The 24052-nt window shown below is 57.7% G+C and carries 23 protein-coding genes; 14 read left to right on the forward strand and 9 right to left on the reverse strand.

The window, feature by feature from the left end; genetic code table 11:
* Positions 1–53 precede the first annotated feature (53 nt).
* Positions 54–1346, forward strand: a complete 1293-nt coding sequence (gene bioA, locus ACLIBF_RS15010) for an adenosylmethionine--8-amino-7-oxononanoate transaminase (protein WP_448310053.1) — start codon at positions 54–56, stop codon at positions 1344–1346.
* A 75-nt stretch (positions 1347–1421) separates the two neighbouring features.
* Complete coding sequence (locus ACLIBF_RS15015; protein ID WP_031376860.1) at positions 1422–1898, forward strand: kinase inhibitor; 477 nt, start codon at positions 1422–1424, stop codon at positions 1896–1898.
* A gap of 42 nt (positions 1899–1940) precedes the next feature.
* Here ACLIBF_RS15015 and pgl read toward each other — a convergent pair whose 3' ends face one another.
* Positions 1941–2936 carry a 6-phosphogluconolactonase gene (pgl, locus tag ACLIBF_RS15020; RefSeq protein ID WP_279809426.1) on the reverse strand — a complete coding sequence of 332 codons (996 nt, stop codon included), beginning with the start codon at positions 2934–2936 and terminating at the stop codon, positions 1941–1943.
* 151 nt (positions 2937–3087) lie between these two features.
* On the opposite strand from pgl, the gene ACLIBF_RS15025 reads away from it, so the two are divergent.
* Positions 3088–3906, forward strand: a complete 819-nt coding sequence (locus ACLIBF_RS15025) for a pyridoxal phosphatase (RefSeq protein WP_069728050.1) — start codon at positions 3088–3090, stop codon at positions 3904–3906.
* Positions 3907–4395: 489 nt separating this feature from the next.
* Entirely contained in the window at positions 4396–4941 is a 546-nt protein-coding gene (locus ACLIBF_RS15030; RefSeq protein WP_031376844.1) for a hypothetical protein, read from the forward strand.
* 455 nt (positions 4942–5396) lie between these two features.
* Here ACLIBF_RS15030 and modC read toward each other — a convergent pair whose 3' ends face one another.
* From modC to ACLIBF_RS15050, 4 genes are all read right to left on the reverse strand, one after another.
* Positions 5397–6455 carry a molybdenum ABC transporter ATP-binding protein ModC gene (gene modC, locus ACLIBF_RS15035; RefSeq protein ID WP_031376843.1) on the reverse strand — a complete coding sequence of 353 codons (1059 nt, stop codon included), beginning with the start codon at positions 6453–6455 and terminating at the stop codon, positions 5397–5399.
* Complete coding sequence (modB, locus tag ACLIBF_RS15040; RefSeq protein ID WP_031376842.1) at positions 6455–7144, reverse strand: molybdate ABC transporter permease subunit; 690 nt, start codon at positions 7142–7144, stop codon at positions 6455–6457. Before modB ends, modC begins: the two co-directional genes overlap by 1 nt.
* Complete coding sequence (modA, locus tag ACLIBF_RS15045) at positions 7141–7914, reverse strand: molybdate ABC transporter substrate-binding protein (protein WP_279809427.1); 774 nt, start codon at positions 7912–7914, stop codon at positions 7141–7143. Before modA ends, modB begins: the two co-directional genes overlap by 4 nt.
* 155 nt (positions 7915–8069) lie before the next feature.
* A complete protein-coding gene (locus ACLIBF_RS15050) occupies positions 8070–8225 on the reverse strand; it encodes an AcrZ family multidrug efflux pump-associated protein (RefSeq protein WP_031376840.1) in 156 nt (51 codons plus the stop codon).
* A 139-nt stretch (positions 8226–8364) separates the two neighbouring features.
* Between ACLIBF_RS15050 and modE the strand changes: the two genes are divergently transcribed.
* The 6 genes from modE (at position 8365) to gpmA (ending at position 15045) form a co-directional block, all read left to right on the forward strand.
* Positions 8365–9147, forward strand: coding sequence for a molybdenum-dependent transcriptional regulator (gene modE, locus ACLIBF_RS15055; RefSeq protein ID WP_159223750.1), 783 nt, complete (start codon positions 8365–8367; stop codon positions 9145–9147).
* 76 nt (positions 9148–9223) lie between these two features.
* Positions 9224–10696: a molybdate ABC transporter ATP-binding protein ModF gene (gene modF, locus ACLIBF_RS15060; RefSeq protein ID WP_069728047.1), complete on the forward strand. Its 1473-nt coding sequence runs from the start codon at positions 9224–9226 to the stop codon at positions 10694–10696.
* A 225-nt stretch (positions 10697–10921) separates the two neighbouring features.
* Positions 10922–11965, forward strand: a complete 1044-nt coding sequence (gene galT, locus ACLIBF_RS15065; protein WP_031376837.1) for a galactose-1-phosphate uridylyltransferase — start codon at positions 10922–10924, stop codon at positions 11963–11965.
* Positions 11965–13113 (forward strand): galactokinase, encoded by a 1149-nt coding sequence (gene galK, locus ACLIBF_RS15070; protein ID WP_159223752.1) that lies wholly within the window; start codon positions 11965–11967, stop codon positions 13111–13113. The genes galT and galK overlap by 1 nt, the downstream gene beginning before the upstream one ends.
* Positions 13107–14141, forward strand: a complete 1035-nt coding sequence (gene galM / locus ACLIBF_RS15075; protein ID WP_031376835.1) for a galactose-1-epimerase — start codon at positions 13107–13109, stop codon at positions 14139–14141. Before galK ends, galM begins: the two co-directional genes overlap by 7 nt.
* 151 nt (positions 14142–14292) lie before the next feature.
* Positions 14293–15045: a 2,3-diphosphoglycerate-dependent phosphoglycerate mutase gene (gpmA, locus tag ACLIBF_RS15080; RefSeq protein WP_448310058.1), complete on the forward strand. Its 753-nt coding sequence runs from the start codon at positions 14293–14295 to the stop codon at positions 15043–15045.
* Positions 15046–15105: 60 nt separating this feature from the next.
* Here the strand turns inward: gpmA and aroG are convergent, their stop codons facing one another.
* A complete protein-coding gene (aroG, locus tag ACLIBF_RS15085; protein WP_159223754.1) occupies positions 15106–16158 on the reverse strand; it encodes a 3-deoxy-7-phosphoheptulonate synthase AroG in 1053 nt (350 codons plus the stop codon).
* Positions 16159–16447: 289 nt separating this feature from the next.
* Here aroG and ACLIBF_RS15090 point away from each other — a divergent pair, with 289 nt between their 5' ends.
* The 4 genes from ACLIBF_RS15090 to zitB all read left to right on the forward strand — a co-directional run bounded on the left by ACLIBF_RS15090 (position 16448) and on the right by zitB (position 21493).
* Positions 16448–16810 (forward strand): YbgS-like family protein, encoded by a 363-nt coding sequence (locus ACLIBF_RS15090; RefSeq protein ID WP_069728045.1) that lies wholly within the window; start codon positions 16448–16450, stop codon positions 16808–16810.
* A gap of 99 nt (positions 16811–16909) precedes the next feature.
* On the forward strand, positions 16910–17491 hold the full coding sequence (locus ACLIBF_RS15095; protein ID WP_031376831.1) for a response regulator transcription factor: 582 nt from the start codon (positions 16910–16912) through the stop codon (positions 17489–17491).
* Positions 17473–20547, forward strand: a complete 3075-nt coding sequence (locus ACLIBF_RS15100; RefSeq protein ID WP_279809429.1) for a hybrid sensor histidine kinase/response regulator — start codon at positions 17473–17475, stop codon at positions 20545–20547. Before ACLIBF_RS15095 ends, ACLIBF_RS15100 begins: the two co-directional genes overlap by 19 nt.
* Entirely contained in the window at positions 20525–21493 is a 969-nt protein-coding gene (gene zitB, locus ACLIBF_RS15105; RefSeq protein WP_069728043.1) for a CDF family zinc transporter ZitB, read from the forward strand. Before ACLIBF_RS15100 ends, zitB begins: the two co-directional genes overlap by 23 nt.
* Here zitB and pnuC read toward each other — a convergent pair.
* From pnuC to ACLIBF_RS15120, 3 genes are all read right to left on the reverse strand, one after another.
* Positions 21490–22209, reverse strand: a complete 720-nt coding sequence (gene pnuC / locus ACLIBF_RS15110; protein ID WP_069728042.1) for a nicotinamide riboside transporter PnuC — start codon at positions 22207–22209, stop codon at positions 21490–21492. The two genes, zitB and pnuC, sit on opposite strands and share 4 nt — an antisense overlap.
* Before the next feature lie 25 nt (positions 22210–22234).
* The gene (gene nadA / locus ACLIBF_RS15115) at positions 22235–23296 is read right to left on the reverse strand and encodes a quinolinate synthase NadA (protein ID WP_448310060.1); all 1062 of its coding nucleotides are present in this window, start codon (positions 23294–23296) and stop codon (positions 22235–22237) included.
* 153 nt (positions 23297–23449) lie between these two features.
* Positions 23450–23965 carry a methylated-DNA--[protein]-cysteine S-methyltransferase gene (locus ACLIBF_RS15120; RefSeq protein ID WP_031376826.1) on the reverse strand — a complete coding sequence of 172 codons (516 nt, stop codon included), beginning with the start codon at positions 23963–23965 and terminating at the stop codon, positions 23450–23452.
* Between the last annotated feature and the right edge of the window lie 87 nt (positions 23966–24052).

The raw sequence follows: 24052 nt of genomic DNA on the forward strand, positions 1-24052 counted from the left end.
ACTTGTAAACTATATTTTTTTATTTTGGTTTACAACTCCGGTTTACGATGCCCATGTTCACGCCTGAAGACGCCCGCTTTGATCGCCAGCACATCTGGCATCCCTACACCTCAATGCAGGACCCCCTGCCCTGTTACCCGGTGGTTGCCGCACACGGTTTCCAGCTGCAACTGGCCGATGGCCGTGAGCTGATCGACGGCATGTCCTCGTGGTGGGCGGCGATCCACGGCTATAACCATCCGCGACTGAACCGGGCGCTGACCCAGCAGTTGACGCAGATGTCCCACGTGATGTTTGGCGGCATAACCCATCCCGCTGCCGTGGCGCTCTGCCGTCAGCTACTGACCATGACGCCCGCGGCGCTGGAGTGCGTATTCCTCGCCGATTCCGGCTCGGTCGCAGTGGAAGTGTCGATGAAGATGGCGCTGCAATACTGGCTGGGGCGCGGAGAGGTCCGTCAGCAATTCCTGACGCTGAAACGCGGCTATCACGGCGATACGTTTGCGGCGATGTCGGTGTGCGATCCGGATAATTCGATGCACAGCCTGTGGCGCGGTTACCTGCCTGAACATCACTTTGCCGAGGCTCCGGCCTGTGGTTTTGACGACCGATGGGATGAGCGCGACTTCGACGATTTTGCCCGCCTGCTGGAGCAACATCATCAGCAGCTGGCCGCGGTGATTCTGGAGCCAATAGTTCAGGGCGCAGGCGGGATGCGTTTCTACCATCCGCGCTATCTGCAGCGGGTGCGTGAAGCGTGCGATCGCTACGGCCTGTTACTGATTGCCGATGAGATCGCCAGCGGCTTTGGCCGCACCGGCAAACTGTTTGCCTGTGAACATGCCGCTATCACGCCCGATATTATGTGCGTTGGCAAAGCGCTGACCGGCGGGACCCTGACGCTGGCGGCCACCCTGACCACCCGTGAGGTGGCGGACACCATCAGCCGCAGTCCGGCCGGCTGTTTTATGCACGGCCCGACCTTTATGGGCAATCCGCTGGCCTGCGCAGTGGCGGTCGAAAGCCTGACGATGCTGGCTGAAGGCGAGTGGCAAGGTCAGGTGGCCGCTATCGAACAGCAGTTGCGGGCGGAGCTGTTGCCGCTGCGCAGTGCGCCGCAGGTAGCGGATGTGCGGGTGCTGGGCGCGATTGGCGTGGTCGAGACCCATCAGGCGGTCAACATGGCGGCGCTGCAGCAGTTCTTCGTCGAGCAGGGCGTGTGGATCCGCCCGTTTGGCCGGCTGATCTATCTGATGCCGCCGTACATCATCACGCCGCAGGCGCTGAGCAAACTGGTGCAGGCGATTGGGGCAGCGCTTGAGCATTCTTCACATTTTGCCGACTGAAGCGGGCTAAGCGCTGGAACTGCCTGCGCGTTTGGTTATGATGACAGGCTATTCATCGACACGTGAGGAGAGGCAATGCGCGTTTATAGTCAGGATTTTAACGACGGCGATAAGATGCCTGAGAAGCATGTTTTCAACGGCATGGGCTATCAGGGCGAGAACATCTCTCCCCATCTGGCCTGGGAAGCGGCCCCGGAAGGCACCAAAAGTTTTGTGGTGACCTGCTACGATCCCGACGCGCCAACCGGCTCCGGCTGGTGGCACTGGCTGGTTGCCAATATTCCGGCCAGCACTACCTCTCTGCCGCAGGGCGCGGGTTCCGGCAAAGCCGAACTGCCATCAGGAGCGCTACAGACCCGCACTGATTTTGGTCAGGCTGGCTATGGCGGCGCGGCACCGCCGCAGGGCGAAACCCATCGCTACATTTTCACCGTGCATGCGCTGGATGTGGAAAAGATTGAGGTGGATGAGGGCGCGAGTGGCGCAATGGTTGGCTTTAACGTCCATTTTCACGCGCTGGCGAGCGCGTCACTGACCGTGAACTATCAGTAATCCCGCCACGCCTCCCCGTCCGGGGAGGCGTGCGAAACTGCGTTATGCCTGCAGCTGATGCACAACAACCCACATCGGTCCCTGTCCAACCGCATAACGTCCCAGCGGTTGTAACAGCCCTTGCGGTTCCGTAATGCGATAGACCTCGATGTGATGAGACTTCTGCCCCGCCGCCACCAGATACTGCCCGCTGTGATCGATATTAAAGCCGCGCGGCTGGGTCTCGGTCGGCTGGAAACCTTGCAGAGTCAGCTGGTCACCCTGTTCGCTGACGCTGAACACCGCCAGCGTGCTGCTGGTGCGGTCACAGGCGTAGAGGAAACGGCCATCCGGCGTCAGATGAATATCTGCTGCCCAGCGGGTACCGCTGAAATCAGGTGGCATCATATCCAGCGTCTGCACGCTTGCCACGTTGCCCTCATTTAACGCCCAGACTTCGACCGTGCTGTCGAGTTCATTCACACAGTAGGCGTAACGACCGTTCGGATGGAACTGCATGTGGCGCGGACCGGCGCCTTCGACGGTGGTGACCTGCGCCTGCGGACGCGGCGTCAGCTGGCCATCATCGCCCAGCGCAAACAGGCAAATGCGGTCCTGCTTCAGGGCCGGCACGTAGAGCGTCTGATTGTGGTTATCAATATTGGCTGAGTGGCACCCTTCCAGCCCGTGGATCACCTGCAGCGGTGCCTGTGGCACGCCATCCTCACCAATCGGGCTGACGCTGACGCAGGCGTCATTGTAGGAGCCGCAGAACAGGAATTTACCGCTGCGATCGGTGGAGATATGGGTCGGGCTGCCGGGCAGCGGCGCCTGTCCGGCTTCGGTCAGGGTGCCATCAGCCGCGATGCGAAACGCCAGCACGCGAAAATTGGGGCGCACGCCGACATAGAGAAAATCGCGGTTCGGACTCACCACCATTGGCTGAACCTGGCCAGCGACATCGGTCACCTGAAGCAACGTCAGCGCACCCTCTTCATTCATCTGCCAGACATGGATCTGCTGGCTCTCGGGACTGGCGGTGTAGACAACTTGTTTCATGCATTCTCCTTTTTGGCTGCCTGATGATGATCTGTGAGTCACTGTAGCGCGTTTTAGCCATGCTGGAATCATTTGTGCCCGGTTTTTTGTCTCACAAGGGGAGTCAGGTGTAGACTTGAGGCTTCGCTAACCTACCCCAACGGAAGGATTAATGAGCTACCGTGTCATTGCCCTCGATCTCGACGGCACGCTGTTAACACCCGCAAAAACCATTCTGCCGCAGTCGGTCGAGGCGCTGAAGAAGGCGCGTCAGGCGGGCATTCACGTCGCTATCGTGACCGGACGCCATCACTGCGCCATCCATCCTTTTTATCAGGCGTTAGAACTCGATACGCCAGCTATCTGCTGTAACGGTACCTATTTGTATGATTATCAGAACAAAAAGGTGCTGGCGGCCGATCCGCTTGATAGCCAACTGGCGCTGAAGGTGATTGAGATGCTGGATCAGCAGGGGATTCATGGGCTGCTGTATGTCGATGATGCCATGCTGTATCAGACCCCGACCGGCCATGTTACCCGCACCCTCAACTGGGCCGAATCGCTGCCACCGCACCAGCGTCCGCTGTTCAGACAGGTGCCTGATTTAGCCGACGCAGCGCGCGAAGCGGGCGCCATCTGGAAATTCGCCCTGTCGCATCCCAACATTCCTGAGTTGCAGCAGTTTGCCAGCCGGGTCGAGGCGGAACTGGGCCTGGCCTGCGAATGGTCGTGGCACGATCAGGTCGATATCGCTAAAGGCGGCAACAGCAAAGGCAAGCGTCTGGCGCAGTGGGTCGACTCGCTGGGACTGAGCATGTCAGATGTGATCGCATTCGGGGATAACTACAACGACCTCAGCATGCTGGAAACCGCCGGTCTGGGTGTGGCGATGGGCAATGCCGATGAGGCGATTAAAGCGCGCGCCAAAAAAGTGATCGGCACCAACCTCGAAACCGGCATTGCTGAGACGCTCTATCAGTACGTGCTGTAATCAGGGCGTGACCGAGACGCTTTTAATCTAGGCATAGAGCCACTGATCCGGCCGAATGCCCAGTTCATCACGCGCCCACGGCGTAATGCGCGCCCGGCATTGACCCGATGAAGAGGGTCTGTTTCATTTAATGCGTTGAGAAGCAAAAAACAAATTTTAACGCAGGGATAAAACACTAGATAACGCAACATGACTCTGAGGAGGGTCTGTATACATTAAAGCCTTTTTTAATCTTTTATAAAATGAGCGCTGCACTTTATTATTCATTCTTAACTTTTCAAAACCTGGCATTGATATAAACCAATATGACATAAACAATCATTAAAGCTGACTCCAGCATTGATGACGGAAAAGATATCAAAAAAACAGTGCTGCCATAAGAGTGATATAAAGCTATTTGATATCAGGCCGCTCACCATTTTCAATCAAACAACGCTAAAGCTTATCTTTCACCTGCCGATAACCCTTATTTATCTGTAGGTATGAGATATGTTTAAAAAAATATTCAACAAGGCTCTGCTTTTATTATCATTGATGCTCACGGGTTGTACATCGTTACAGGTTGGTCATTTAACCCGCTATGCCAGTGATGTGCATTATTATTCTTTCCTGGATGGCTCAATCGTTGCTCCCTACGCACCTAAAGTTTACCCCATGAAAGTTCCGGACGACCTCTCCTTTGTACAATTTGTCGTTGACCTGGGCTACGACTATGTTGCGCTTCCCTTTATCTATACAGATAGTCGAATCACGGAAAACACCGCCCCCTTTTATGAATTTCTGGAGTGGTCTAAACAACCCTTTATTCAGCGTCAGGAAACAAAGCAAAAGGTCATTGGTGGACGTTACAACGATATTCTGGAATACGGTGAAGAGAATGATCTGAAAACACAAGAGCCAGTATTTTTAGTCGTGCGTCATTTTGGATATTTCTTCCGTGATGCCGTATTTGCACTGACCGTACCTGAAGTCGAAAATCTTTTATCAGAAGTATATAGTGTTAAATACTGCAAAGAACATGGATTGAAGTTATAGCCGATTCTGGAACATATAGCGCTATTGACCACGCTGCTCTGCCACCCGAATCAAACGCTTCTTTGATTGATGCATAGTGATGTCATCCAGGCCAGCTAAACAGAAGCACGGTGAAAGCCATTTTATAGGGCGTTGCCCTGAACCACAGAAAGTGTTGCAGAATCCCTCTGGTAACGGTTCAGGGCCACCAACAGGCTTCACATTTTAATTTTGCTTAAATTTCTGGGAGATATCACCCTTCCTGACAGGGAATTGAATATCAATACTCATCAGATTATTGATGTCGGCTTTCCACTTCTTCTCTTCACGACAACCAGTGACGAAAGCAAGAACCCACGCTCTCTGTTCAGAGGTGTCAGAAGCCTACTCAATAAAACATTCGAAACAAGGCAGAAAAAAAGAGACTCATTAAATAATTTCATTAAAAAATAACGCATTATCAGGACCTTTAGTCATCAGGGCGTGACCGAGACGCTTTTAATCTGGGCATAGAGCCACTGGTCCGGCCGAATGCCCAGCTCATCACGCGCCCACGGCGTAATGCGCGCCCACAGTTCACTGATGCCGATGCGTAGCTTCACTTCCACCTGATCCCCGACCTCCACCAGCTCCACCACCTGCGCAGGCAGGATATTGCGGATAGAGGTGTTGTGCGGCGGTTGCAGCGCCAGCGAGACATCGGCCGAAGCAATACGGATCCGCAGTGGCGTTTTAAGCGGCTGATTAACCCGGCTGACCCAGATGTGCTGGTCACCCAGCGACAGCGCGGTCATTGGATAGTCGGGATGCTGCTCCAGCACCTGTACCCGCAGCACGCTGCTCAGCTCACTGACCGGCAGCCACGGCCGCATCGCGCTGCTGCTCCAGACCCGCTCCAGCGGACCAAACGCTTTGACTTTACCGCTATCCAGCACCAGCACGTTATCCGCCAGATGCAGGATCTCCTCGAGGCTGTGCGAAACATAGAGCATCGGGATATCCACCTGCTTCGCCAGCTTTTGCAGGTAAGGCATCAGCTCGCGTTTGCGCGGTAAATCCAGCGAGGCCAGCGGCTCATCCAGCAACAGCATATCCGGCGCGGTCAGTAATGCCCGGCCAATGGCCACCCGCTGCTTTTCCCCGCCCGACAGCGACAGCGGAAAACGCGACAACAATCCTTCAAGACCCAGCAGGGAGACCAGGGTATCGAACTGGGTTTTCATCTCAGGCGCCATGCCATATTGCAGGTTGCCGCGCACCCGATAGTGCGGGAACAGCCGGGCATCCTGAAAGACATAGCCAATCCGACGCTTTTCCGGCGGCAGGGAAATCTGCTGCTCTGCGTCAAACAGCAGACGATCGTGCAACTGAATCCGGCCACGCTGTGGCTGCGTCAGTCCACTGATGGCGTTGATCAGCGAGGTTTTACCGGCACCGGAGACGCCGAAAATAGCGGTGATCCCTTTGGCCGGTATCTGCAGGTCGATCGCCAGCTGATGATCACCCTGTTGCTGGACAAAATTGAGTGACAGCATCAGGCCCCCATTCGCTTACGACCGAGACGGGCCAGCCATTCTGACGCCAGCAGCGACGCCAGCGCCAGCACAATGGCAATCACACACAGCCGGGCGGCCGCGCCTTCCGCACCGGGCGTTTCAATCAGGCTGTACATTGCCAGCGGAATGGTACGCGTCTCGCCGGGAATATTAGAAACAAAGGTAATGGTGGCACCGAACTCCCCCAGCGAGCGGGCGAAGGCCAGCACGGTACCGACGATCACGCCCGGCAGAGTCAGCGGCAGCGTAATGGTGAAGAATACCCGCCAGCGACCCGCCCCCAGAGTGCGGGCGGCCTGTTCCAGCCGGATATCAACCGCCTCCAGCGCCAGCCGGATGGCGCGCACCATCAGCGGAAACGCGATCACCGCCGACGCCAGCGCCGCGCCGCGCCAGCTAAAAGCGAAGCTGAAGCCGAACCAGTCGTAGAGCTTTTCACCGATGATGCCGCGCCGTCCCAGGCCGATCAGCAGCAGATAGCCGACCACCACCGGCGGCAGCACCAGCGGCAGATGAATCAGGCTGTCGAGCAGCGCTTTGCCAGGAAAGCGGCAGCGCACCAGAATCCAGGCCATCAGGATGCCGAAAGGCAGACTGCCAGCTACGGCAATGCCAGAGACTTTCAGGCTAAGCAGAACCGCCTGCCATTCGGGATCGCTGAGTATCATTTGGTTGGTGTGAATCCGTAATGTTTAAACACGACCGCCGCTTGCGGCCCTTTCAGGTAATCATAAAAAGCGTTAACGGCGGCATTATCGCGATCTTTAACGATCGCCATCGGATATTCCACCGGTTTGTGGCTGGAGGCCGGGAACCGTCCCACCACCTGCACCCGCTCACTGGCGACCGCATCTGAACCGTAAACAATGCCATACGGCGTTTCGTTGCGCTCCACCAGCGCCAGCGCGGCCCGCACATTATTTGCCGCAGCCAGCGACGGTTCAACCGTCTGCCAGGCACCCAGCTTCTGTAGCGCCTCTTTGGCGTAAATGCCGGCCGGGACGTGATCCGGATCGCCAACCGCCAGACGTTCACCGTGCAGCAGCGTTTTCCAGTCAGTCTGCGGGTTCAGTTCGACCCGCTTTGCCGATGCGCTGCGCGGCGCGACCAGCACCAAATCGTTACCCAGCAGGGTATAACGGCTGCGGTCGATGACGCTTTTTTTCGCCACCGCCTCATCCATCCACTGCTGATCGGCGGAGATAAACAGGTCGGCCGGTGCGCCCTGCTCAATCTGCCGTGCCAGCGTCGAGGAAGAAGCGAACGAAGCGACTACCGTCACCCCTTTTTCCTGCTGATAACGGCTGCCGATTTCCTGCAGAGCGTTGGTCAGTGACGCCGCCGCAAAGACCGTAATTTTATCCGCTGCCACCGCCTGGCCTGCCAGGGAAGCTGTCACCAGCGCAGCTATTCCCCAACGATAGTGTGTTAAAGACATGATGTTCTCCGGTTATTCGTTGTGTAGCGAATGATACAACGCCCTTTCCGGCAGTGTCAGAAAATTATCGGCAGTTTTAGCAGAAGGATGAGCAGAAGTTTGCGCAGCGGCAGAAAGCACCACGCCCGCCTGATTAGCGAGCGTGGTCGGGGGGATTAGTTATGCGAACGGGCTGACGATTTTTCGCGATGGCCAAATTTTGAGATGACGTTAAAGACTTCACCCAGGCCATAGATCAGACCCAGCATGATTGCCATCACGATAGGGACCATAATGATAGCCACGGCGAGGCTTTTAAGTAATTCCAGCATGGAGCGTCTCACTCTGTGAACAAAAAAGTGATTGTAACGGGTCAGCAAAAATTTGCGCAGCCCTTTTCGTGCTTTTACTTTGGCCCCGAAACGCCGCTATCATCGCGCAGATACGCCTTAACCCTTTGCCGGAGTCGCCATGCAAGCCGAACTTTCCCTCCATATTCGTTTACAGCAAAAACTGTTTGCCGATCCACGTCGTATCGAACTGCTGAAACGGGTACAGCAAACCGGCTCTATCAGTCAGGGCGCAAAGCTGGCGGGCATCAGTTACAAAAGCGCCTGGGATGCGATCAATGAGATGAACCAGCTGGCTGATGAGACGCTGGTGGCGCGCGCGACCGGCGGCAAAGGCGGCGGCGGTGCCACCCTGACGCGATACGGCGAGCGACTGATTCAGCTGTTTCACCTGATGGAGCAGATCCAGCAAAAAGCGTTTGATGCGCTGCAGCAGGACGCTCTGCCGCTCGACAGCCTGCTGGCCGCCATCGCCCGCTTTTCTTTACAGACCAGCGCCCGCAACCAGCTGTTTGGTACGGTGATCAGTAACGATTCGCAGCCGGTACTGCAACACCTGCAGGTGCTACTGGCTGACGGGGTGACCCAGCTTAAGGTCGCGCTGACGCAGCGCAGCGCCGATCGGCTGCAGCTGGCCGCCGGCAAAGAGGTGCTGGTGTTAATCAAAGCGCCATGGATTCAGGTGCGCCGTGACGCCGCAGACCACGATAATCAGCTGGCCGCCACCGTCAGCGCGATAGAACCCGGCGAGACGTTCAGCGAACTGTTAATGCAGTTGCCCAGCGGTGAAACCCTGTGCGCCACCCTGAGCAACGACGCGATACACCAGCAGGCGCTGCAGCCGGGCGACGCGGTGATAGCCAGTTTTAATGCTGACCATGCGATCGTCGCGACCTTATTGTGATTTACCCCGCCTGATTTGACTTCATCGCGTCCAGTGGTTACAACTCAGTAACACGATGCAAAAAATGGAACAGATCATGGCTTCATTGCAGATTTCGCAAGGCACGTTTCGTCTTAGCGATACCCGGGTCCTGACCCTGAATCAGGTTGAGCTTCAGCGTGGCGAAAGCTGGGCTTTTGTCGGTGCCAACGGTAGCGGCAAGTCGTCGCTGGCCCGCGCCCTCTCCGGCGAACTTGCGCCGCTTGCCGGCTCGGTCAGCAGTGATTTTCAGCGTCCGACGCGGCTGTCGCTTGAGCAGTTGCAAAAGCTGGTGGCCGATGAGTGGCAGCGCAACAACACTGACCTGCTCAGCGAAGGTGAAGAGGATACCGGCCTGACCGTGGCAGAGGTGATTCAGGCGGAGGTGCAGCAGCCCGCACGCTGTGAGCAACTGGCCAGCCAGTTCGGCATCGATCACCTGCTGTCGCGCCGCTTTAAATACCTCTCTACCGGCGAAAGCCGCAAGACTCTGCTCTGTCAGGCGCTGATGCAGCAGCCGGATCTGTTGATTCTGGATGAGCCGTTTGACGGGCTGGATGTGGCGTCACGCGCCAGCCTGACCGAAACCTTACGCAGCCTGCAGCAGCCCGAATTTACCCTGGTGCTGGTGCTCAACCGGTTTGATGATATCCCTGACTATATTCAGCAAATCGGGGTGCTGGCAGAGTGTACCCTGACCCATATTGGCCCACGGCAGGCGATTTTAGCCGAAGCGCTGGTGGCGCAGCTGGCGCACAGTGAACAACTGCTGGGCATGGCGCTGCCGGAAGCCGATGCGCCGGACCAGCTGCCGTCGCTGGCCGATGATGCGCCGCGCGTGATACTGCGCAACGGCGTCGTCTCTTATCACGATCGGCCGGTGATCGACGGTCTTAGCTGGCAGGTGAATGCCGGCGAGCACTGGCAGATTATCGGTCCGAACGGGGCGGGCAAATCAACCCTGCTCAGCCTGGTGACCGGTGACCATCCGCAAGGCTACAGCAACGATCTGACGCTGTTTGGCCGCCGGCGCGGCAGCGGTGAAACCATCTGGGAGATCAAGCAGCATATCGGCTATGTCAGCAGCAGCCTGCATCTCGACTATCGCGTCAGCGTCAATGTGCTTACGGTGATCCTGTCAGGCTTCTTCGATTCGATTGGTCTCTATCAGCCAGCGTCTGACCGACAGAAGTCGCTGGCCCGGCAGTGGCTGGCGCTGCTCGGCATGACCCCTGCGCAGGCCGATGCCCCCTTCCACAGCCTCTCCTGGGGACAGCAGCGGCTGGTGTTAATTGCCCGCGCGCTGGTGAAACACCCGACGCTGCTGATTCTTGATGAGCCGCTGCAGGGACTTGATCCGATCAACCGCCAGCTGGTGCGGCGCTTTGTCGATGTGCTGATCGGCGAAGGCCGTACTCAGCTGCTGTTTGTTTCGCACCACGCCGAGGATGCGCCGCAGTGCATCACGCACCGTCTGAGCTTTGTTGCCAGCGACGGCCGTTACCACTACCAGCAGCAACAGCTCGGGTAATCCCGCCAGACGCCGGTCAGCCGGCGTCTGCTTTGCCTTCAGGTGTAACCGCTACCATTCCCTTCGCCCTTTTCTGCCAGCCCTGCCGACACAATGCCACTAAATGAGAATATTCAGCTTGTGTAAACGATACCATTTATCCAGACTTGATCACGCTTTCGGGCGCGCTGATGTGCTACTTTTTACCGATGCCTTTCTGGCTTTTGACGCTTACCAGGATTCAACATGGAAAAATTTAACCCGGTCGATCACCCGCATCGCCGTTACAATCCACTGATTGATCAATGGATTTTAGTTTCACCTCATCGTGCCAAACGCCCATGGCAAGGCGCGCAGGAGACGCCGGCGGTTAATACCTTACCGGCGCACGATCCTGACTGCTTCCTGTGTGCCGGCAATACCCGCATTACCGGTGACAAAAACCCTGACTATACCGGCACTTATGTCTTTACCAATGACTTTGCTGCGCTGATGACCGACACGCCAGACGCGCCAGAGAGCGACGATCTGCTGATGCGCTGTGAAAGCGCACGCGGCACCAGTCGGGTGATCTGCTTTTCACCGGATCACAGTAAAACCCTGCCGGAGATGTCGCTGAGCGCGCTGGAAGAAGTGGTTCGCACCTGGCAGCAGCAGACGGCCGATCTGGGTCAGCACTACCCGTGGGTGCAGGTGTTTGAAAACAAAGGCGCGGCGATGGGCTGTTCTAACCCACATCCGCACGGTCAGATTTGGGCCAACAGCTTCCTGCCCAATGAAGCACAGCGCGAAGACGACCATCAGCGTGCTTACTTTGACCGACACGGTTCGCCGATGCTGGTCGATTATCTCGCGCGTGAACAGCAGGATGGCAGTCGCACCGTGGTCGAGACCGATCACTGGCTGGCCGTGGTGCCGTGGTGGGCGGCGTGGCCGTTCGAAACCCTGCTGCTGCCCAAAGCGCATATTAAACGCCTGACCGATCTTAATCAGGCGCAGCGCAGCGATCTGGCGAAAGCGATCAAGCTGCTGACCAGCCGCTACGACAATCTGTTCCAGTGCTCTTTCCCCTACTCGATGGGCTGGCACGGCGCGCCGTTCAACGGTGAAGCCAACGATCACTGGCAGTTGCATGCACACTTCTATCCGCCGCTGCTGCGTTCAGCAACGGTGCGTAAATTCATGGTTGGCTATGAAATGCTGGCCGAAACCCAACGCGATTTAACGGCGGAACAGGCGGCGGAACGTCTGCGTTCTGTCAGCGACGTTCACTTCCGTGAGGCACAATAATGAGCTTAAAAACCATCACGCAGCAGGTCTTCTCTGAGACCTTCGGCTATGCGCCTACCCACACCATTCAGGCTCCGGGTCGCGTTAATCTGATTGGCGAACATACCGACTACAACGATGGCTTTGTGCTGCCGTGCGCCATCGACTATCAGACCGTAATCGCCTGCGCCCGTCGTGACGATCGTCAGATTCGGGTCGTCGCGGTCGATTACGACAATGCCGAAGACAGCTTCTCGCTGGATGAAGAGATCGTCAGCCTTGAGCAGCCGATGTGGGCCAACTATGTGCGCGGCGTGGTGAAACACCTGCAACAGCGCCACGCCGATTTCGGCGGTATCGATATGGTGATCAGTGGCAATGTGCCGCAGGGCGCAGGCCTGAGTTCCTCTGCCTCGCTGGAAGTGGCGGTCGGCACCGTGGTGCAGCAGCTCTACCATCTGCCGCTGGACGGCGCGGCAATTGCGGTCAACGGTCAGGAAGCTGAGAACCAGTTCGTCGGCTGTAACTGCGGCATCATGGACCAGCTGATTTCGGCGCTCGGTCAGAAAGATCACGCCATGCTGCTCGATTGCCGCACGCTGGGTACCCGTCCGGTCTCGATGCCGGAAGACATTGCGGTAGTGATCATCAACTCTAACTTCCGCCGTACCCTGGTCGGCAGCGAGTACAACACCCGCCGCCAGCAGTGTGAAACCGGCGCGCGCTTCTTCAACAAGCCTGCGCTGCGTGACGTTGAACTGGCTGAATTTGAGGCGGCGCAGTCGCAACTCGATCCGCAGGTAGCGAAGCGCGTTCGTCACGTGCTGACGGAAAATGCCCGCACGCTGGAAGCAGCAGATGCGCTGACCCGCGGTGACCTGACGCGTATGGGCCAGCTGATGGCGGAATCTCACGCCTCAATGCGTGATGATTTTGAGATCACCGTTCCACCGATCGATACGCTGGTAGAGATTGTTAAAGCCCAAATCGGCGAGCGCGGCGGCGTGCGCATGACCGGCGGCGGCTTTGGCGGCTGTATCGTGGCGCTGATGCCGCTCGATCTGGTCGATCAGGTGAAAGCTGCGGTGGCGGAGCAGTATGAAGCGCAGACCGGCATCAAAGAGACCTTCTACGTCTGTAAAGCCTCAGCGGGAGCCGGCCCATGTTAAACGACGTCAATTCTCATGCGCCGGACGGCCAGCCGTGGCGCATCACCGTGTTGCGTAATGCGAACGGCATGCTGGTGACATTTATGGACTGGGGCGCAACCTGGCTGTCGGCCCGTGTTCCGATGCAGGATGGCACGGTGCGTGAGGCGCTGCTCGGCTGCGCCACGCCGTCAGATTACCTGCATCAGGATGCCTATCTGGGTGCCACGGTCGGACGCTACGCCAACCGTATTGCCGGCGCGAAGCTGAATAAACTTAACCGGCAGCTGGCGGCTAATCAGGGCCCGCATCAGCTGCACGGTGGCCCGCAAGGTTTTGATAAGCGCCGCTGGCAGATCGTCAGTCAGTCGGAAACCGAGGTGCACTATCGGCTGGATTCGCCCGATGGCGACCAGGGCTATCCGGGCAACCTGATTGCCGATCTACGCTATCAGCTGGATGACGATAACTGCCTGAGCATTCAGTATGAAGCGCGCTGCGATCAGGCCTGTCCGGTCAACCTGACCAACCATGCTTACTTTAACCTTGATGCGCATCATGGCGACGCGCGTCAGCATCGCTTACAACTGCACGCCGACAGTTATCTGCCGGTCGACAGCGAGGGTATTCCGAATGCGCCGCTGAAAGCGGTGGCGGGCACCAGTTTCGATTTTCGTCAGGCCAAACCAGTGGCGCAGGATTTCCTCGCCGACGACGATCAGCGTGCGGTGAAGGGTTATGACCACGCGTTCCTGCTGAACAGCGCCGGGGACGCCAGTCAGCCCGCGGCAGAACTCTGGTCAGAAGATGGCAAACTGCAGCTCAGTGTCACCACCTCGGCACCGGCGTTGCAGTTCTATTCGGCTAACTATCTGGCAGGCACCCGTGCTCGTGAGCAGGAGAGCTATACTGCTTTTCAGGGCATTGCGCTGGAGAGCGAGTTTTTGCCGGACTCGCCTAATCATGCTGAATGGCCGCAGGCCGATTGCTGGCTGCAGCCGGGAGATCGCTGGGAATCGGTGACGCGTTATCGCTTCACGCCGCGCTGAGTCACCGGCTGAAAAACGCGCAGTGCGTTACCGACAGGCTTACGCGCTGCCCGCTTTTCCGTTATGGTATGGCGCAATTGGCTCGTTGAACGGGCTGGCAGCAGCAGGTTTCCATTCTCACAGAAACATCACAGTATTAAGGAGTTAAGCTATGGCTGTAACTAAGCTGGTTCTGGTGCGACACGGCGAAAGCCAGTGGAACAACGAAAACCGCTTTACCGGTTGGTATGATGTTGACCTTTCTGAAAAAGGTCGTGGCGAAGCCAAATCAGCAGGTCAACTGCTGAAGAAAGAAGGCTTTGTTTTTGATTTTGCTTACACCTCAGTACTGAAGCGTGCTATCCACACCCTGTGGAACGTGCTGGATGAGCTGGATCAGGCCTGGCTGCCGGTCGAAAAAACCTGGCGTCTGAACGAGCGTCACTACGGTGCGCTGCAGGGTCTGGATAAAGCAGAAACCGCCGCCAAGTATGGTGATGAGCAGGTTAAGCAGTGGCGTCGCGGCTTTGCCGTTACTCCACCAGAACTGGACCGTGCTGATGAGCGTTTCCCTGGCCACGATCCACGCTATGCGTCACTGACCCCTGAGCAGCTGCCGACCACTGAGAGCCTGGCGCTGACCATCGAGCGCGTGATCCCTTACTGGAATGACACCATTCTGCCGCGCATCAAAAGCGGTGAGAAAGTGATTATCGCCGCCCACGGTAACTCACTGCGTGCGCTGGTAAAATATCTGGATAACCTGAGCGAAGATGAGATCCTCGAACTGAACATCCCAACCGGCGTGCCGCTGGTGTATGAGTTCGATGAAAACTTCAAACCGCTGAAACGTTACTACCTGGGTGATGCCGACGAGATCGCAGCGAAAGCCGCGGCCGTCGCTAACCAGGGTAAAGCCAAATAATTCTGCGCTAAAACGCAAAAAGGCCAGACGTGAGTCTGGCCTTTTTTATGCGCGCTGCCTTCAGCCGCGACGCTGTTTTACCGCTGCCGCTAACTGGCGTAACACTTTATCGGTGTCATCCCAGCCGATGCAGGCGTCAGTGACGCTCTGGCCGTAGACCAGCGGCTCACCGCTCTCGAGGCTCTGATTGCCTTCCACCAGATGACTCTCAATCATCACGCCGACAATTGCCCGCTCGCCGTTGATCATCTGCTGCGCCACATCGTCCGCCACCAGCATCTGCTTCTGGAACTGCTTGCTGCTGTTAGCGTGGCTGAAGTCGATCATCACCTGCTGCGGCAGACCGGCTTTCGCCAGACCGGTTTTGACCTCGCTGACGTGCTGCGCACTGTAGTTTGGCTCTTTGCCGCCGCGCAGAATGATGTGGCAATCGGCATTACCGCTGGTTTCGACAATCGCCGAATGGCCATATTTGGTCACCGACAGGAAGCAGTGCGGTGAACCGGCGGCGTTGATGGCGTCGATAGCCACCTTGATGGTGCCGTCAGTGCCATTTTTAAAGCCCACCGGACAAGAGAGGCCTGACGCCAGCTCACGGTGAACCTGTGACTCGGTGGTGCGGGCACCAATCGCCCCCCAGCTCATCAGATCGGCCACGTACTGTGGGGTGATCATATCCAGGAACTCGCCCGCCGCCGGTAAGCCGCTGTCGTTGATATCCAGCAGCAGTTTACGCGCCAGACGCAGTCCGTCGTTCAGCTGGAAGCTGCCGTCCATGTAGGGATCGTTGATCAGCCCTTTCCAGCCCACCGTGGTACGCGGCTTTTCAAAATAGACCCGCATCACGATTTCCAGCTCGCCTTTCAGTTCGTTGCGCAGCGTCAGCAGGCGAGCGGCGTACTCTTTTGCTGCTTCGGTGTCATGAATCGAGCACGGCCCGATCACCACCAGCAGACGATCGTCCTGTCCCTGTAAAATCTGATGAATCGCCTGACGCGCCTGAGAAACGGTTTCTGCCGCGCGATCGGTCGCCGGGAATTTTTCAAGCAGTGCTACCGGCGGTAACAGCTCTTTGATCTCTTTAATGCGTAAATCATCGTTCTGGTAATTCATACTGATTCCATATTATTTCTGGCCCAGCGCGCGCCGGGCACAACCCGACCAATGTAGCCCGAAGCGTCAGGGGTGTAAATTCCCGCTGCGGGTTAAATGTGCGGGTGATATTTGCATTAATCGGGTAAGCGTCTAGACTTTTTAATGGTAAGCACTGAGGAATGGACTGCTTACCCGATTAAATCACCCTGTTTAAGCCAACCGGCGAATTTTATTTCGTCAGGGATTCTTTTATCCAAACTGCACCTCTGGGCTTGAAGCAGCAACTTCATTAATTAACGGGAGCATAATGATGAAAAAGTTTGCCTTACTCTTTTTAACAGCAGCGATGACACTGAGCAGCGGCGCGGCAATGGCGGCGAGCAGCAACAACGGTACGGCTAACCAGGCTGCCGATGCGGGCGCAGCGGCGGGCGGTGCAAAAGAGAACCTGCCGCCAAATAAAGTGGATAACAGCAATATTAATAATACCGGCACCAACACCAATCCGGCCGCCGCGGGCAGTAACACCAGCAGCGGTAATATGTCTGCAAATGAAATTGACCAGAATAGTCAATGTAAAGACGGCAAATGCCCGAACATTAATAAGAAAGTGCAGACTAAAGAAGGTGGCGGTGACGTTAATACCAAAACCGACGGCACGTCGCAGTAATTCTGTCCGATCAGGAGAGCGCCTGCTCTCCTGTCTTTTTCTCCCCTCCTCTCTTCTCTTCCGCTATGCTGAGCCGGTGAAATTAACAGGGAAACGTTCATGGCCGCATTGCTTCTGATTGATGATCATCCACTGGTCGAAGTCGCCCTTGAGGCTGCACTGACCCAATCGCCGATTCCGATTACGCTCTACCCGGCCAGCAGCGAAAAAGCGGCGCGCCCCTTTCTGTCCTTGCCGCTGGATATTATCGTGCTGGATATTGGCCTGCCGGATGGTGACGGGCTGGAAATTCTGCGTCGCCTGAAAATTCATCTGCCGGATTGTCCGGTGCTGATCTACTCGGCCCAGCAAACCCAGCACACCATGCGACGTGCGCAGGCGCTGGGTGCAGCAGGTTACGTAGTGAAAAGTCAGCGGATGGAGCAGTTACTCAGCGCCATTCTGGCGGTGCTGGGCGGCCATACCGCCTTTCCCGTCATTGAAGATGGCCCGGAGCTGCCGCTGACGCAAAAAGAGCGTCAGGTGCTGGCCTTGCTGGCCAGCGGCTTATCGAACCTGCAAATCGCCGAACAACTGCACATCAGCAACAAAACCGTCAGCACCCATAAAAAGAATATTCTGGAAAAAACCGGCGCCCGTTCGGTGGTGGAACTGGCCGACCTGTGGAAGGCGCAGCAGTGAGATACGCGTTGCTGATTTTGCTGTTGCTGTGGGGCGGAGCCCGGGCAGACGTTCGTCCGGTCAGCAGCGTTAACCTGCCAATGATGCTGCCGGTGAATCGCGCCGAAACCATGCAGGGCCGGATGCTGCGCGTCGGCCTGCTGGAAGAGAATAACGCGCCGTGGGCGATGCGCATCGGCAACGATCTGTACGGTATCAATGCCGATTATCTCTCGGCGCTGCGCCAGCTGACCGGTGCCCAGTTCAGCCTGACGCTGTATGCCGATCAGGCGCATCTGTTACAGGCGCTGAACGACGGCCAGATCGATTTTGCCCTCGGTATGCTGGCCGCCCCTTTGCCGGACGGCATCCTCAGCAGTGATAACTGGTTCAGCAGCCCGCTGCGCATCTACCGTAATCAGCAAAATCAGCGTGCGGTGATGTTTAACAGCCAGAATGCCCAACTGGCGATCAGTGACACAACGCTGGCACAGCTGCCGCCGGCGCTGGCGGCGCGTCATCACTGGCGGCGATACAGCAGCGATTTGCAGGCCCTTTACACCCTGCTTAATCAGCAGAACGATTATGTGGTGGCGGATGAGACCAGCGCCGGCTTTCTGTTGAGCCAGCTGCAGCAGGGTCAGATTTATCAGATCGCCTCGCGGATAGAAGCCGGACAGGTCAATCTGCGTGCGGTCAGCCGCGATCCGCAACTGATTGGCTGGATTAATCAGAGCCTGCGTCAGCTGCCTGCCGAACTGATGAATACTCTTCAGGCGCGCTGGAGCAGCATTCTGCCGCGCTATCAGGATACCCAGACCCTGATGCTCAGCCCGGATGAGCGGGCGTGGATTGCTGCCCATCCGCGCGTGCGTTACACCGCCGAGCCGGATAACTATCCGTGGAGCTATCGCGACAGCACCGGTACGGCGCGCGGCTATGGGGTGGAACTGCTGAAAGTGATTGCCCAGAGTACCGGGCTGCAATTTGAGCCGGTGTGGGTCAGCAATCCCCGCCAGGCCGCCACGCTGCTCGGTCAGCAGCAGGCGATGCTGCAGCTGATGCAACCGCTTAACGGTGATGCCATGCAGAGCACCTCGCTGCCGGTATGGCGCGCGCTGTGGGGCATCTACAGCATCCAGCCCGACACCCTGACGCACTGGCGCGATCTGCGCGGTAAACGCGTCGGAGTGTTGCAGGACGATCTGGCGCAGCGGCTGCTGCCTGACGATCTGCAGCCGCAACGCTTTACCGATCGCAACAGCCTGTACGATGCGCTGGCTAAAGGACAAATCGATGCGCTGGTCGATAATGTGCTGTCGGCCCGCTGGCGCATCGCCAGCCGCAACGACGTCCGTATCCATCTTGCCTTTGCCGCCAGCGACATCGCCTGGCCGATCGCGCTGGGCGTCACGTCCGACCAGCCGGTGCTGCGCGCGCTGCTGGATCGGGCACTACAGCAGATCCCGGCAGAAACCCAGAGCCAGATGCGGGACAGCTGGTCGACGCCACCGCAGCCGGGCAGCGTGATGGTGATGCGCTCCTTACCGATGATGGTGCTGGCGATTGCCGGGGCGGCGATCGCCTTGCTGTTGCTGTTACTGGCCCGCCGTTACTGGCAGCAGCGCCGTGAACGCCAGCAGCGTGAGCAGGCGGAGCGCGCCAATGCGATGAAAAGTCAGTTTCTGGCGACCGTCAGCCATGAGCTGCGCACCCCGATGCAGGCGATCCTCGGGCTGCTGGAACTGGAAAAGCAGCAGCACAGTAGCCAGAATCTGACGCTGCTGCACAGCAGCGCGCAGTCGTTGCTGACCCTGCTTAATGACCTGCAGGATCACGCGCGAATTGAGAGCAACAGCTTCACCCTGTCACCGCGTCCGCTGGCTCTGCCGCAGTGGCTCGAACAGCAGCAGCATTTTTACCATCCGTTAATGCGCGCTGACGGACCGCGGCTGCTGGTTGACGCACTGACGCCATTGCCTGAGGCGATCCTGATCGATGCCGATCGGTTGCAGCAGGTAGTGAATAATCTGATGACCAATGCGCTGAAGTTTACCCGCCACGGTGAGATCCGCCTGACCCTGGCGGCCCGGCAGCAGCTGGAGCTGACGGTCAGCGACAGCGGCAGCGGTATTCCAGCCGATGAGCAGCAGAAGCTGTTCGATCCCTGGTATCAGGCGCCGTCCGGTCGATCGGTTTCGGTGCAGGGCAGCGGTCTTGGGCTGTTTATCTGCCGTGAAATGGTGCTGCGCATGGGAGGCGATATCCGGCTCAGCTCTCAGCCCGGCCACGGTACTCAGGTCACCGTCACACTGCCGCTGCAACCCTGCGAACCGGTCAGCCACAGCAGCGAGTCCACCCTGCCCGGTTATCCTCAGCTGCGCGTGGCGATTGTGGATGATCATCCCACCAATCTGCTGGTGATGCAGCAGCAGCTGGCGCGCTTTGCTATCCAGGCTGACATCTTCGAACAGGGACGCGATCTGTTGCGGGCCGATGCGCAACAGCCGTATGACCTGTTGTTTATCGATCAGATGATGCCGCGCCCTGACGGTACGCTGCTGCTGCGGCTGTTGCGCCGTCGTGACCGCCAGCGTGGCCGTCAGGCGATGCGGGTGCTCTGTTCAGCCGACGCCCAACTGCTGGCACAGCCGCTGGCGGCGGGCGAGCGGGTGCTGATCAAACCGGTGCAGTTATCCGACCTCAGTGCGCTGCTGGCCGAGTGGCAGGCCGATCCGCTGGCGGCGCTGGATGACAATCTGTTGCGGCTGGCGCAGCACAACGACAAGTTTCTCGGCCGCCTGAGCCAGACGCTGCGCGACACGGTGAGCCAGGATCTGGCGCGGCTCACCACGGCGCGCGAGCAGTCGGACCCGCACGGATTAGCGGAAGCCGCTCACCGGATGAAAGGCAGCTGGTTACTGGTGGGACTGGAGAAAGGCGCGCAGCTCAGCCAGCAGCTGGCGGAACAGGCAAAACAGCATCAGGACACGTCTGAAACGTGGCGATTACTGATATTATTGACTAACAGGTTACTGAAAAAACTGGATTCTTATGGCACACACCCACACTCATAGCGGGCAGGATAGTAATCGCACCCGTCTGGCGGCCGCGTTTGGCGTCACCACCCTGTTTATGGTCGCCGAAGTGATTGGCGGCTGGTTGTCTGGCTCGCTGGCGCTGCTGGCCGACGCCGGTCATATGCTGACCGATGCCGCCGCGCTGCTGATGGCGCTGCTGGCAGTGCAGTTTGCTCGCCGCAAACCCAATGCCCGCCATACCTTTGGCCTGCTTCGCCTGACCACGCTGGCCGCGTTTGTCAATGCGCTGGCCCTGCTGGCGATTACCGCGTTGATCGTCTGGGAGGCGCTGCGTCGCTTTGCCGATCCGCAACCGGTGACCGGCGGACTGATGCTGGGTATCGCGATCGCGGGTCTGCTGGCCAATATCCTGTCGTTCTGGTTGCTGCATCACGGCAGCGGAGAGAAGAATCTGAACGTGCGCGCCGCGGCGCTGCATGTGATGGGCGATCTGCTGGGATCGGTGGGTGCTATCGTGGCGGCGGTGATTATTATGCTGACCGGCTGGACGCCGATTGACCCAATCCTGTCGCTGCTGGTATCGCTGCTGGTGCTGCGCAGCGCCTGGGCGTTGTTGCGCGAAAGCCTGCAGGAGTTACTGGAAGGTGCGCCGCGTTCGCTGGATGTCACCCGACTGATCCGCGATCTGACGCTCAATATTGCCGAAGTGCGTAACGTGCATCATGTACATCTGTGGCAGGTCGGCGAGAAACCGCTGCTGACGCTGCACGTGCAGGTGATCCCGCCTTACGATCATGACGCGCTGCTGCACCGTATTCATGATTATCTGCAGCAGCACTATCAGATTGCGCACGCCACCGTGCAGATGGAGTACCAGCCGTGTGCCGGTGCCGAGTGCGAACTCGGCATGAACAGTGGCTCAGCGGCCGGTCACGTCCATCATGACCACAGTCACGCGCCGGGTGAGCATCACGCTCACTAAGACGATAGCGCGCGGGAACCCTGTTGCCGCGCGCTGCGAATCCACATCCGCGAACCGTTCAGCGCAATCAGCGTCAGAATCACATATTCCAGCGACATCGCATACACGCCCTGACGCGCAAAAATCATTACGCTAATCACGTTGATGATTACCCACAGCAGCCAGTTCTCAACATATTTGCGCGTCATCAGGATCATCGCCGCAATCGACAGCACCATCATGCAGGAATCCCAGAACGGGAACGCATCCGGTTGCAGCGCTGGCATCGCCACCGCCAGTCCGAGACCGTTCATCAGCGTTACCGCCGCCCGCGTCAGCAGCGCAAACACCGGATCGATATAGCGCGTCATCAGCGCAATCGCGATGATGCAGCCGGCTGCCCAGGCCAGTGCTTTGGGTAACGGCAGCCAGCGAATCTTCAGCGCCGCCTGATGGTCATCCGTCTGCCGACTCCAGGCGTACCAGCCATAGAGATTGGCGACGAAAAAGAACAGCTGCAACAGCAGGCTGGCATAGAGCTGGATTTGAAAGAAGATCACCGCAAACAGCGTGACGTTAATCAGGCCAAACGGATAATTGACGATCTTTTCCAGGCTGGCGAGCCAGATACAGAGTAAACCCGCCAGGGTGCCAATCGCTTCAATCCACGAGAGGTCGTAACCGCCCGCACCGAGCGGAATATGCACCAGAATATTGTGCGTGCTGAAGAAATCCATGGCTGGCACCTGTCAAAGAAACGCCTCAGGCGTTTCCTTTCACGTTGAGTTTAAGATCTGCTGCAAAGGATAGCATGCGATTAAGCGGCAGCAATGCGGCCTCTCGCAGGTCATCGGCAACCTGAACCTGATGATCTGCCCTACCCGACTCCAGCGCCTCTGCAATCGCCCTGAGGCCGTTCATCGCCATCCACGGGCAATGTGCGCAGCTGCGACAGGTTGCTCCTTCTCCGGCGGTCGGCGCTTCCAGCAGCTCTTTTACCGGAACCGCCTGCTGCATTTTATAAAAGATGCCGCGATCGGTCGCGACGATCATTTGCGGATGCGGCAGCGATTTCGCCGCCTGAATCAGCTGGCTGGTAGACCCCACCGCGTCGGCCAGATCGACAATCGCCTGCGGCGACTCGGGATGCACCAGCACCGCCGCCTCAGGATAGAGCGCTTTCATCCGCTGCAACGCCTGGGTTTTAAACTCGTCATGTACGATGCAGGCACCCTGCCAGCACAGCACATCCGCGCCCGATTTTTGCGTCACGTAGCGGCCAAGATGGCGATCCGGTGCCCAGATGATTTTCTGGCCGAGGCTGTCGAGATGTTCAATCAGTTCAACCGCGATGCTGGAGGTCACCACCCAGTCGGCGCGCGCTTTCACCGCCGCAGAAGTATTGGCGTAGACCACCACGGTACGATCGGGATGGGCATCGCAGAAGGCGTTGAACTCCTCAATCGGGCAGCCCAGATCGAGGGAACATTCGGCCTGCAGCGTCGGCATCAGCACGGTTTTCTCCGGGCTGAGGATTTTGGCGGTTTCTCCCATGAAGCGTACGCCTGCCACCAGCAGGGTCGTCGCCGGATGGTTACTGCCGAAGCGCGCCATCTCCAGCGAGTCGGAGACACAGCCGCCGGTCTCTTCCGCCAGCGCCTGAATTTCCGGGTCGGTGTAGTAGTGCGCCACCATCACGGCATTGCGTGCTTTCAGTAACGCTTTGATTTTCTCACGATAGGCCGCCTTTTCATCATCAGTCAGTCGGGCAGGCTTGGGCGGGAAAGGGTAAACGGCGCTCTCGGGATCGAACATCACACTCATGACACAGCTCTCGTTTTATCTAATTAACGAAAATGGCCTGTTAAGGCGACATATGGCGTTGTTCCCGCCATCGTGTTTTATATGCTAAACACGATAGCGGAAATGTGTCGGTGTGTCGTGGAGTTTTTGTCTGCAACCGCACGCTATTGCGCTTCAGCCCGGCTGCTTTTCCTCTGCCAGCGTCAGCGCGGCCTGAGGTGCTTCCAGCGCCAGCAAAAAGGCTTTAATCTCCAGCCCTCCCGCGAAGCCGGTCAGTTTACCGTTGGCACCGATTACCCGATGGCACGGTGCGATAATCGAAAGCGGATTACGGCCATTGGCAGCCCCAACTGCACGCACCGCCAGCGGATGACCGATCTCGCGAGCAATCTGGCTGTAGCTGCGGGTTTCGCCAAACGGAATCGTCACCAGCGCCTGCCAGACTTTTTTCTGAAAATCGGTACCGACAAAGTCGAGCGGCAATTCGAAAAAGCGCCGTTCGCCGGCAAAATATTCCATCAACTGTCTGGCCGTTTCCTGTAACACCGGGTGTTCATCGTGACGGGTTTGCGGCAAAAACCGGGTACGTTTCGGATCGTCGTTTTCCCACAAAATACCGACCAGACCGCGATCGCTGGCGACCAGCTTGAGTTCACCGACAACGGTGACGATAGGTTTGAAGTAATACATGCTGATTCTCCGCTCACATATTCAGCAGCGATTATCGCACTTTTTATCGGCCGCGCTGGCTGTTTTCGGTCATGGCGATAAACTGTT

The sequence above is a fragment of the Pantoea sp. PGP6 genome, assembly GCF_053474785.1.

Coding starts and splice junctions, on each gene's coding strand:
- bioA (WP_448310053.1), top strand. CDS start 54: ATGTTCACGCCTGAAGACGCCCGCTTTGATCGCCAGCACATCTGGCAT.
- ACLIBF_RS15015 (WP_031376860.1), top strand. CDS start 1,422: ATGCGCGTTTATAGTCAGGATTTTAACGACGGCGATAAGATGCCTGAG.
- pgl (WP_279809426.1), bottom strand. CDS start 2,936: ATGAAACAAGTTGTCTACACCGCCAGTCCCGAGAGCCAGCAGATCCAT.
- ACLIBF_RS15025 (WP_069728050.1), top strand. CDS start 3,088: ATGAGCTACCGTGTCATTGCCCTCGATCTCGACGGCACGCTGTTAACA.
- ACLIBF_RS15030 (WP_031376844.1), top strand. CDS start 4,396: ATGTTTAAAAAAATATTCAACAAGGCTCTGCTTTTATTATCATTGATG.
- modC (WP_031376843.1), bottom strand. CDS start 6,455: ATGCTGTCACTCAATTTTGTCCAGCAACAGGGTGATCATCAGCTGGCG.
- modB (WP_031376842.1), bottom strand. CDS start 7,144: ATGATACTCAGCGATCCCGAATGGCAGGCGGTTCTGCTTAGCCTGAAA.
- modA (WP_279809427.1), bottom strand. CDS start 7,914: ATGTCTTTAACACACTATCGTTGGGGAATAGCTGCGCTGGTGACAGCT.
- ACLIBF_RS15050 (WP_031376840.1), bottom strand. CDS start 8,225: ATGCTGGAATTACTTAAAAGCCTCGCCGTGGCTATCATTATGGTCCCT.
- modE (WP_159223750.1), top strand. CDS start 8,365: ATGCAAGCCGAACTTTCCCTCCATATTCGTTTACAGCAAAAACTGTTT.
- modF (WP_069728047.1), top strand. CDS start 9,224: ATGGCTTCATTGCAGATTTCGCAAGGCACGTTTCGTCTTAGCGATACC.
- galT (WP_031376837.1), top strand. CDS start 10,922: ATGGAAAAATTTAACCCGGTCGATCACCCGCATCGCCGTTACAATCCA.
- galK (WP_159223752.1), top strand. CDS start 11,965: ATGAGCTTAAAAACCATCACGCAGCAGGTCTTCTCTGAGACCTTCGGC.
- galM (WP_031376835.1), top strand. CDS start 13,107: ATGTTAAACGACGTCAATTCTCATGCGCCGGACGGCCAGCCGTGGCGC.
- gpmA (WP_448310058.1), top strand. CDS start 14,293: ATGGCTGTAACTAAGCTGGTTCTGGTGCGACACGGCGAAAGCCAGTGG.
- aroG (WP_159223754.1), bottom strand. CDS start 16,158: ATGAATTACCAGAACGATGATTTACGCATTAAAGAGATCAAAGAGCTG.
- ACLIBF_RS15090 (WP_069728045.1), top strand. CDS start 16,448: ATGATGAAAAAGTTTGCCTTACTCTTTTTAACAGCAGCGATGACACTG.
- ACLIBF_RS15095 (WP_031376831.1), top strand. CDS start 16,910: ATGGCCGCATTGCTTCTGATTGATGATCATCCACTGGTCGAAGTCGCC.
- zitB (WP_069728043.1), top strand. CDS start 20,525: ATGGCACACACCCACACTCATAGCGGGCAGGATAGTAATCGCACCCGT.
- pnuC (WP_069728042.1), bottom strand. CDS start 22,209: ATGGATTTCTTCAGCACGCACAATATTCTGGTGCATATTCCGCTCGGT.
- nadA (WP_448310060.1), bottom strand. CDS start 23,296: ATGAGTGTGATGTTCGATCCCGAGAGCGCCGTTTACCCTTTCCCGCCC.
- ACLIBF_RS15120 (WP_031376826.1), bottom strand. CDS start 23,965: ATGTATTACTTCAAACCTATCGTCACCGTTGTCGGTGAACTCAAGCTG.